The sequence below is a fragment of the Glaciimonas sp. GG7 genome, from assembly GCF_052976905.1.
Genome location: NZ_JBRIIQ010000133.1, coordinates 1 through 8,226 on the forward strand (window position 1 = coordinate 1; position 8,226 = coordinate 8,226).

Consider the following 8,226-nt stretch of genomic DNA (forward strand, 5'->3'; position numbering starts at 1 on the left):
CGACTCAGTAGTTCTATGCCGAGTACCACGGACAAGCACGAATCGATATTTGGCCATGATCGAGCCGCCGCGTGAGACGATGCCGGTTAAGCGTTTAGCCGTCATCGGAACGTATTGCAAACGCACGCCAGCATGGATCGTAAAGTAGTCAACGCCCTGCTCGGCCTGCTCAATCAAGGTGTCGCGGAAAATTTCCCAGGTCAGGTCTTCGGCCTTGCCGTTGACCTTTTCCAGCGCTTGATAAATCGGCACAGTCCCAATCGGTACTGGCGAGTTGCGGATGATCCATTCGCGGGTTTCGTGGATGTGTTTACCGGTCGATAAATCCATGACGTTATCGCCGCCCCAACGGATCGCCCAGGTCATTTTTTCGACTTCTTCGCCGATCGATGAGGTGACCGCTGAGTTGCCGATATTGGCGTTAATCTTCACCAGAAAGTTGCGTCCAATAATCATCGGCTCGACTTCAGGATGATTGATATTGGCGGGAATAATCGCGCGACCGCGGGCGATTTCTGAGCGCACGAATTCTGGCGTAATTTCCTTTGGAATACTCGCGCCAAACGATTGGCCGGGATGTTGACGGCCCATCAAATCGGCCAGCCGGTTGCCCATCGGGCCGGAGGCTTTTAACTCTTCCAGATATTCCTGACGACGCATGTTTTCGCGGATGGCGACATATTCCATCTCCGGCGTGATGACGCCTTGACGCGCATAGTGCATTTGCGAGACGTTTTTACCGGCTTTGGCGCGGCGTGGTTTGCGTTGTAGATTGAAGCGCAACTCGGCTAGTTTTGGGTCATTGAGGCGTTCTACGCCATAGTCGGAAGTGGGTCCGGCTAATTCGTCGGTATCGTCGCGCTCAACGATCCACGGCGTGCGCGGCGTTGATAAGCCGGAGCGGATATCGATCTTTACATCCGGGTCTGAATACGGCCCCGAGGTGTCATACACATAAATCGGTGGATTTTTTTCCGCGCCGAACGAGGCTTCGGTATCGGATTGCGTGATTTGGCGCATCGGCACACGAATATCCGGGCGCGATCCTGTGACGTAGATCTTGCGGGAATTGGGTAATGGCGAAATGGCGGCTTCATCCACCGTGGCAGTGGCAGATAGAAATGTTGGATTGGCGTTCATTTTGGCTCCGTTGCGTGGCGATCCTGGCTGCCGGCAAAAAGGAGTTTTCGAGATAAGTGACGCGGGGCGCAATGATGGCGTTTTCAACGTAACAACGCATATAACGCATCGGCCTGCAACTAACTCGACAGCTTCCCTTCGCTGGCATTACCCAGATCAGGTTCAGAGGGTGTTTCTCACCCGATTACGCGCTGTATTAATTAACGCGCAATCAGGACCCCTAGCATTTTGCTAACTTAAGCTATTTACCTAAGTTAGCGAGTCGAATTTTACACCTCTGTGTAAAGATTTACATGTGATTTTTTAGATGATTCCTATATCGAAAAGCGCACAGATTGCCATCAGGAATGATGCACACCCGGAGAAATATGTCGCCCTTGCACATAAGCAAACGACGGCGTCCTTTATAATCGATGTTTTAGCAAATAACCCACCAAAATCATGGAATTAGCCAAGTCTTTCGACCCTGCCGAGATTGAACAATTTTGGCGTAGCGAGTGGGAAAAGCGCGGGTATTTTGCCGCCTCCACCGATGCCAGCAAGCCCTCATTCAGCATTCAGTTGCCGCCACCCAATGTAACCGGCACCTTGCATATGGGCCACGCCTTCAACCAAACCATCATGGACGGTCTGGTGCGTTACCACCGGATGCGCGGCTTTAATACTGCCTGGATTCCGGGTACTGATCACGCTGGTATCGCAACGCAAATTGTGGTGGAACGTCAACTTGATGCACAGAAAATCTCGCGCCATGATTTAGGCCGCGAAAAATTCATCGAAAAAGTCTGGGAATGGAAAGAAAAATCCGGCTCCGCCATCACCGAACAAATGCGCCGCCTCGGCTCATCGGCTGATTGGGAGCGCGAATATTTCACGATGGACACGGATTTATCAGGCACGGTCACTGAAGTTTTTGTGCGCCTGTTTGAACAAGGCCTGATCTATCGTGGTAAGCGGTTGGTGAATTGGGATCCGGTGTTGGGTACGGCGGTGTCCGATTTGGAAGTCGTCTCGGAAGAGGAAGACGGTTCAATGTGGCATATCCGCTATCCGCTAGTGGATGGCAGCGGTCATTTGACGGTCGCCACAACCCGTCCTGAAACTATGCTCGGCGACGTTGCGGTAGCGGTTGATCCGACCGATGAACGTTACCTGCATCTGGTCGGCAAAATGTTAGTGCTGCCGTTGTGCGGTCGTGAAATTCCGATCATTGCCGATGAATATGTAGATAAAGAATTCGGCACCGGCTGCGTCAAGATCACGCCCGCGCATGACTTTAACGATTACGCCGTCGGTCAACGCCACAATCTGGACAAGATCAATATCCTCACGCTAGACGCCAAAATTAACGATGCAGCTCCTGCGCAATATCAGGGCATGGACCGTTTTGTTGCACGCAAACAAATCGTGGCCGATCTGGATGCGTTGGGCTTACTCGAGTTGGTCAAACCGCATAAATTGATGGTCCCGCGTGGTGACCGTACCGGCGTGGTGATCGAGCCGATGCTGACTGATCAATGGTTTGTGGCGATGAGTAAAGCGGCGCCGGAAGGTACGCATTTTCCGGGACAATCGATTGCCGAAGTGGCACTGGAAAAAGTCGCCAATGGTGAAATCAAAATGGTCCCGGAAAACTGGACCACGACGTATAACCAGTGGCTTAACAATATTCAGGATTGGTGTATTTCACGTCAACTATGGTGGGGCCATCAAATCCCGGCCTGGTATGACGAAGACGGCAAAATCTACGTCGCCCGGACCGAGGCGGAAGCACAGACACAAGCTGGCAGCAAAACTATCCGGCGCGATGAAGATGTGCTCGATACCTGGTTCTCCTCTGCGCTGGTGCCGTTCTCAACCCTTGGCTGGCCGGAAGAAACGCCTGACTACAAGATGTTTTTACCGTCGTCAGTGCTGGTGACCGGCTTTGACATTATCTTTTTCTGGGTGGCGCGCATGGTCATGATGACCACGCATTTCACCGGAAAAGTACCGTTTAATACTGTGTATGTGCACGGTCTGGTGCGCGATGGCAGCGGTCAGAAGATGTCGAAATCCAAAGGCAATACACTTGATCCAATTGATCTGATTGACGGCATCGATTTAGAAACCTTGGTGACCAAACGCACTGCCGGTCTGATGAATCCCAAGCAAGCCGACGGTATCGCTAAAGCTACGCGTAAAGAGTTTGCTGATGGCATTCCGGCCTTTGGTACGGACGCCCTACGGTTCACCTTTGCATCGCTGGCAACCCTTGGACGCAACATTAATTTCGATCTGAGCCGTTGCGATGGTTATCGCAATTTCTGCAACAAATTGTGGAATGCAACCCGCTTTGTGTTGATGAATACCGAAGGCAAAGATTGCGGTTTTGACGGCCATACCGCTGGCGAGTGCAACAAAGAAAAGCTGGATTTCTCGTTAGCAGATCGCTGGATCGTTTCGCAATTGCAACGCACCGAAGCTGACATCGCCAAGGGCTTTGCCGATTATCGTTTCGACAATATCTCGTCGGCGATTTATAAATTCGTCTGGGATGAGTATTGCGACTGGTATCTGGAAGTTGCCAAGATTCAGATCCAACACGGTAGCCCGGCCCGGCAACAGGCCACGCGCCGCACTCTGCTGCGCGTATTGGAAACAATCTTGCGATTGGCGCATCCGATCATTCCGTTCGTGACCGAAGCGTTGTGGCAAAGCGTTGCGCCATTGACTGGTATCGTCATGGACCCGGCAGGCGACTCAATCATGCGTCAATCGTATCCTGAGGCACGCTTGGAAAAAATCGACGAAAAGGCCGAAGCATGGATGACGGAGCTCAAATCGCTGACCGATGCTTGCCGTAATCTGCGCGGTGAAATGCAATTGTCACCAGCCTTACGGATTCCGCTGATTATTGCAGGCGAAGCAGAACAACAAGCGGCATTGACATCGTTTGCGCCGTATCTGCAAGGATTGGCTAAATTATCTGAAGTACAAGTTGTCGAGATCTTGCCTGAGTCTCCAGCGCCGGTATCGATTGTTGGTAATGCCAAACTGATGCTGAAAGTGGAAATTGATGTTGCCGCTGAACGCGAACGGCTGACCAAGGAAATTACGCGGTTGGATGGTGAAATTACAAAGGCGCAGGCAAAGCTGAGCAATGAAAGTTTTGTAGCAAGAGCGCCGGCGCAGGTTGTGGCGCAAGAGCAAGAGCGTGTGGCGAATTTTTCTGCGACGTTGATCAAACTGCGTGAGCAATTTGCCAAACTGAAGGATTAATACTGTTGAAAACATAAAAAATGCCACGCACTGAAAAGAGCGTGGCATTTTTTTACGCCGAGTATTTATACGAGAGACAGCGTCAAGCCCGGTAGTGTAACTCCGGAAAATGCCGTAACCCAGGTTTGCCCGCGCTGCACAGGATAAGCATCGGTCCAGGTCCCGATCGTAATAATCTCCCCGGCGGTTAATGGTGCAAACTGTGGTTGTGTTTTAAGCAATTGATGCAGATGCCAAATCGCGTGCAGCGGACTGTCCATGACGTCGCTGCCGAAACCTGCACCGCACAAGATGACCGCTTCCTCCGTACAGCAAGAGACGGAAACACTGGCATTGCCTAATATGTCGCCTAAGTTACGACGGGTAGCGCTCGATAATACGTGCGGATCGCCGATGATGAGCGCTCCATGCAAGCCGAAAGCAGCAACGGCGTCGGCGGCTTCAAATTTCCAATCAGGAAATGGACACACCACTATCTCAAAAGCGTGCGCCATCCATTCAATACAGTCTGCTATGTCATTGATGGTCGCGTCTGGCGCGGGTGTGGCGGCCAACTTAAATACAATCTCAGGCTCAATGCGCGGCTGAAGCGCGCCTTCGAGACTTTGAATGCCACGATTGTCATCGGCATAGCGCACCGTACTGGCAAAAATAGGCGACCAGATCAGTGCATGAATCGGTTCATTCACACCATATTTGGGCCATAAAGTACGATTGGTAAAACCAAGTTTGCGTCCGATTGGCACTTCGCCCCGGCTGATGCTGGCGTCTAGCACGCATTTTGCTATGTCGTAGCCTTCGCTAAGTGACAACGCGTCCCCATCTGCATTCAACAATGGCGGCAATAATTGCGCATGGGCTCTGGCGTCAATAAGTTGCTGCGCGTACCGATTAAGCTTGGTGGGCATGAGCGTTGTTCGCTTCCTCAAATTAGGTTGTTTGATTTCATATACACAGCGGATCAGGGAATACCGGATTTCTGTAAATAACGAAGGGCTTACGCAAAATCATCCTGGCAAGGCAGACCTTTGATGCCATTGACTGTAAGGCTAGGAGGGATAACGCCGCTGGGGCGGTTTTGCGTAAGCCCTATAACGATCCAATTGGGCCGCAAAGGTATGCCGATCATTTTGGCTAAATGCAGCCGGGCCTCCGGTTTCTACACCGGAGGCGCGTAGCTCTTCCAAGAATGTGCGCGTCCTCAAATGCTGCGCAATATTATCTTTGGTATAAAACTCGCCACGCGGATTGAGTGCATCGCCACCTTTCTCAAGGACTTCTGCGGCAAGGGGAATATCAGCGGTAATGACTAAATCACCCGGACGGAGCAAGCGGACGATTTCCTGATCGGCGGCATCAAATCCTGACGGAACTTGAAGCGCCTTGATAAAACGTGAGGGTGGTGTTGGCAGTAATTTATTGGCTACGAGCGTCGTCACTATTTGACGCCGCTCGGCTACGCGAAAGAGGATTTCTTTAATGACATTGGGGCAGGCATCGGCGTTGATCTTGCTATTGATTTTGTCCCCACAATTCGCCATTGGGACCAGTTTGCGGCACGCTTACCCCAAAATGCGTATAGGCCGCTGGCGTGGCGATCCGGCCGCGCGGTGTGCGTTGGAGGAATCCTTGTTGTATTAAATATGGTTCCAGCACGTCTTCGATGGTATCGCGCTCCTCGCCAATGGCCGCGGCCAGATTATCGAGGCCGACCGGACCGCCGCCAAATTTAAACAATACGGCTTCAAGCAGCTTACGGTCCATGACATCGAAACCCACCGGATCGACATCCAACATAACTAATGCTGCATCGGCCATGGCCTTGGTAATTTCACCATTGCCTTTGACCTCGGCATAATCGCGGACACGACGTAGCAAGCGGTTGGCGATACGCGGCGTGCCGCGGCTGCGCTTGGCAATTTCAAAGGCGCCGTCATCAACGATGGGAGCGTTAAGTAGTGCTGAGCTGCGGATAACAATTTTGGTTAATTCTTCTGGCGTATAAAACTCCAGCCTTGCGACAATGCCGAAGCGATCGCGCAGGGGATTGGTCAGCATACCGGCACGGGTTGTAGCACCGACCAAGGTGAAGGGTTGCAAATCGAGCCGCACCGAACGCGCAGCCGGACCTTCGCCGATCATAATATCGATTTGATAATCTTCGAGCGCGGGATAAAGAATCTCTTCTACAACGGGAGAAAGGCGATGAATTTCATCGATAAAGAGGACGTCATTGGCCTCCAGATTGGTCAACAATGCAGCCAGATCGCCAGCGCGCTCGAGTACAGGGCCGGAAGTTTGACGTAAATTAACACCCATTTCGCGGGCGATAATGTGTGCGAGTGTGGTTTTCCCAAGTCCGGGAGGACCAAACAGCAAGGTATGATCCAGCGCTTCTTTACGTTGCCGCGCCGCCGTAATAAATATTTCTAACTGTTCACGAATTTTTTGCTGCCCGACATACTCATCCAGATGTTTCGGCCGCAAAGCACGCTCAATGGCTTCCTCATTGGGCGAAGCTGGGGTAGCAGCGATAATCCGCTGCTCGGTAAAATCATCGGTTTGAATGCTCATCGGATTAGCCAGACTGGATCAGTTGTACATCGCTCACAACAATAACGATATATAGATATTTTAATGAAATTGGTATTACTGGGATTTATGCAAAATTGTTCTACGAGAGACTCTAACCATCTGCGGTTAGAGTAACGCCACTTAGCTATAACTTTGATAATGCTTTTAAGGCGAACTTGATACCGTCAGACACTGTGATGTCAGAAGGTATTTGCTTAAGTGCTAATAGCGCCTCCTTATCTGAATAACCCAATGCGACTAAAGCATTGAGGATATCGCCGGTGACATCGCTCATTGCATGTCCACCTACAACACCCAGATCAGGGCCTAACTTTCCTTTTAATTCAAGCAATAATCTTTCAGCGGTTTTTTTACCGATGCCCGGAACCTTAGTCAAACGCCCTGCCTCTTGCAGGGTAATTGCTTGTGCTAAATCAGATACTGCCATACCGGACAAAATAGAGAGTGCAGTCCGCGCCCCAACCCCTGCAATCTTGATTAATTGCTTAAAAACCGTACGTTCTTCGTTAGTTCCGAATCCAAATAAAACATGCGCATCCTCACGTATCGCGAGATGAGTAAGCAAGACCACCTTCTCACCAATTCCAGGAAGATTGTAAAACGTACTCATAGGCACACCAATTTCGTAACCGACACCATTGCAATCAATCAACAGTTGTGGCGGATTTTTTTCAAGCAATATTCCTGAGAGACGACCTATCATTTTCGTATAACCATAGTGAAAAAGTATGCCAAATCATACAGGACAACACGTTCAACCTATGGGAGCTCTGGGAGAATATTACAGTGGCAAGCATACGCTTGACGCCCCTCTTCGGTGGCGATATCTCGCGCAATAGACTCGCCGCGAGTGTGGTCCGACTCGGCATTGCTTTCCAACCGATGATTAATTTACTGCGCTATCATTTACTCGACAGTGAGGTCGTGTTTCGCGGTGATACGATCATGCAAGTACCCAAAGAGCCAGTGCAAGCGGTTCAGAACAATATTTATATGTGTATTCAGATGAACGGCTGGGCATGGAAGCAGTCGACAGCATTAGCTACAGCATGCAGAGTCGTGAGTGGCCACTCTTGATGTTTTTTGCCAGACGTGGTTCACGGATCGCTTACGGTTCATGGACCTTTGACGAGATGGGATCCTGTTGTGATGATGTTCCCGGTCTGATGGCGAATGCTGGTCGCCAAGCAAAAACCCTCCCAGATATCTCTGGGAGGGTTTTCTAATAAG

7 protein-coding genes and 1 riboswitch are annotated in these 8,226 nt (G+C 50.8%); of the genes, 2 read left to right on the forward strand and 5 right to left on the reverse strand.

What is annotated here, in order from left to right; all coding sequences use genetic code 11:
- Positions 1-1,140: phosphomethylpyrimidine synthase ThiC (locus ACVBEF_RS19370; protein WP_447125554.1), on the reverse strand; the 1,140-nt coding region annotated here is incomplete at its 3' end.
- Between the two features lie 116 nt (positions 1,141-1,256).
- A riboswitch (TPP riboswitch) is annotated at positions 1,257-1,372 on the reverse strand.
- Positions 1,373-1,581: 209 nt separating this feature from the next.
- Here ACVBEF_RS19370 and ACVBEF_RS19375 point away from each other — a divergent pair.
- Positions 1,582-4,401, forward strand: a complete 2,820-nt coding sequence (locus ACVBEF_RS19375; RefSeq protein WP_447125555.1) for a valine--tRNA ligase — start codon at positions 1,582-1,584, stop codon at positions 4,399-4,401.
- Positions 4,402-4,466: 65 nt separating this feature from the next.
- On the opposite strand, the gene ACVBEF_RS19380 is transcribed toward ACVBEF_RS19375, so the two are convergent.
- The 4 genes from ACVBEF_RS19380 to ruvA form a co-directional block, all read right to left on the reverse strand.
- Complete coding sequence (locus tag ACVBEF_RS19380) at positions 4,467-5,309, reverse strand: 2-keto-4-pentenoate hydratase (RefSeq protein WP_447125556.1); 843 nt, start codon at positions 5,307-5,309, stop codon at positions 4,467-4,469.
- A gap of 141 nt (positions 5,310-5,450) precedes the next feature.
- Positions 5,451-5,942: a YaiI/YqxD family protein gene (locus ACVBEF_RS19385; RefSeq protein WP_447125557.1), complete on the reverse strand. Its 492-nt coding sequence runs from the start codon at positions 5,940-5,942 to the stop codon at positions 5,451-5,453.
- Positions 5,914-6,975 (reverse strand): Holliday junction branch migration DNA helicase RuvB, encoded by a 1,062-nt coding sequence (gene ruvB, locus ACVBEF_RS19390; protein ID WP_447125558.1) that lies wholly within the window; start codon positions 6,973-6,975, stop codon positions 5,914-5,916. The genes ACVBEF_RS19385 and ruvB overlap by 29 nt, the downstream gene beginning before the upstream one ends.
- A 145-nt stretch (positions 6,976-7,120) precedes the next feature.
- Entirely contained in the window at positions 7,121-7,699 is a 579-nt protein-coding gene (ruvA, locus tag ACVBEF_RS19395) for a Holliday junction branch migration protein RuvA (protein WP_447125559.1), read from the reverse strand.
- Between the two features lie 83 nt (positions 7,700-7,782).
- Between ruvA and ACVBEF_RS19400 the strand changes: the two genes are divergently transcribed.
- Positions 7,783-8,073 (forward strand): IS66 family transposase, encoded by a 291-nt coding sequence (locus tag ACVBEF_RS19400; protein WP_447125560.1) that lies wholly within the window; start codon positions 7,783-7,785, stop codon positions 8,071-8,073.
- Positions 8,074-8,226 lie beyond the last annotated feature (153 nt).